Origin of the sequence: Methylobacterium isbiliense, assembly GCF_022179325.1 — a bacterium.
Classification (GTDB): Bacteria; Pseudomonadota; Alphaproteobacteria; order Rhizobiales; family Beijerinckiaceae; genus Methylobacterium; species Methylobacterium isbiliense.
Genome location: NZ_BPQQ01000134.1, coordinates 1 through 1701 on the forward strand (window position 1 = coordinate 1; position 1701 = coordinate 1701).

Here is a 1701-nt window from a genome sequence, read left to right on the forward strand (position 1 = left end):
GGTCCTCCCGCGTTCTTGGTGCGGACCCGAGTCGAAGGGTCGCGTCGCGCGAGGTGAGGCTCGGCTCCACGACGCGGGATGAGCAAACGCATCCTGCCCCTCATACCCGCCGGCCTCGTCGTCGATGACGTCCGTTGCGACGCCGACCGACTGACCATCACCACTCATCCGCGGGCCTCCGGCTGCTCCTGTCCGACCTGCGGGCGCTCCTCGGCGCGGCTGCACTCGCGCTACACGCGCACCCTGGCCGACCTGCCATGGCAGGGCCGGCGCGTCGCCATCCTCGTCCGCTCGCGACGATGGCGCTGTGCCGAGCGCAGCTGCCCGCGCCGGATCTTCACGGAGCGCCTGCCGCTCGCCGCTCCTCCGCGAGCCCGGCGTACATGGCGGCTCAGCGAGCTGCAGCGTCACCTGGCTCTCGCGCTTGGCGGCGAGGGCGGGGCGCGGTTGGCCGGACGCCTCGGCTTCCCAACCAGCCCCGACACGCTGCTGCGTCTCTTGCGGCGTGTCAGGCCCACCAATGCGGCACAGGCGCCGCGCGTCCTTGGCGTCGATGATTGGGCTTGGCGCCGCGGCCAGCGCTACGGCACCATCCTCGTCGACCTTGAGCACCATCGCGTCGTTGATCTCCTGCCTGATCGGGAGGCCGCCACCCTCGCGCACTGGCTGCGTCAGCATCCCGGTGCCGAGATCGTGGCCCGCGATCGGGCCGGCGCCTACGCCGATGGGGTTCGTCGCGGCGCGCCGGGCGCCATCCAGGTCGCTGATCGCTTCCATCTGCTCTGCAACGCCTCACAGGCGCTGTTCCAGGTGCTTGATCGCCATCGCGGCACCTTCGCGCGGGTCGCCCGAACTCTCGTGCAGGACGACGTCGACGCGGCGCCGACACCCGAGCCTCGGCCGCCGACCCGCGCTGAGCAGCGACGCCGCCGCGGGCAGGAGGCGCGCGAAAAGCGCTTCCAGCACGTGGCCGCGCTCGCCCGCGACGGTCACGGCGTCCGCGCCATCGTGCGCGAGACAGGTCTGGCGCGGAACACGGTGCGGCGCTGGCTGCGGGCTGGCGCGGCACCGACTTGGCTGAAGGGGGAGCGGGCGCGCATCACCGATGCCTTCTGGCCCCACCTCGTCCGCCGCTTCGAAGAGGGCGAGCACAATGCCACCGCGCTCTGGCGCGAGGTGCGGGCCCGCGGCTTCAGGGGCGGAGTCATGACGGTGCGGGCGCTGGTCGCTGGGCTGAAGAAGGCGACACCCACGGCGGCCCCGAACCGCATCATGGCACCGGTCTGGCGTCCGCCGTCGCCGCGACAGGCGACGCGGCTGCTGCTGGCCGACAAGGACGTGTCGGGGCTGGACGGCCGCTTCCTCGCGGCCTTGCGCGAGACGATCCCGGAGATCGGTCGGGCCGTGGCCGAGGCGCGGGCCTTCGCAACCCTCGTGCGCGACCGCGACCGAGCGGCGTTGAGCGCGTGGCTGGATGGCTGCCGGGGTGGTCCGATCCGAGGACTAGCCGAGGGCTTGCGCCGCGATCGCACTGCGGTCGAGGCCGCACTCACGCTTCCGTGGTCGACCAGCCCGGTGGAGGGGCAGATCAGCCGGCTCAAGATGCTGAAGCGCGCGATGTACGGGCGCGCCAAACTCGACCTGCTGCGCGCTCGCGTGCTCGCCACCTGACGCGCCTGCACCAAAAGCGCGGAAGGACCC

Annotated in this window: 1 protein-coding gene; it reads left to right on the forward strand. The window is 72.6% G+C overall.

The genetic code is table 11. The annotated features are described in order from the left end of the window. Positions 1-78 precede the first annotated feature (78 nt). On the forward strand, positions 79-1671 hold the full coding sequence (locus MFF61_RS33040; protein WP_238241991.1) for an ISL3 family transposase: 1593 nt from the start codon (positions 79-81) through the stop codon (positions 1669-1671). The last annotated feature ends 30 nt before the right edge of the window (positions 1672-1701 follow it).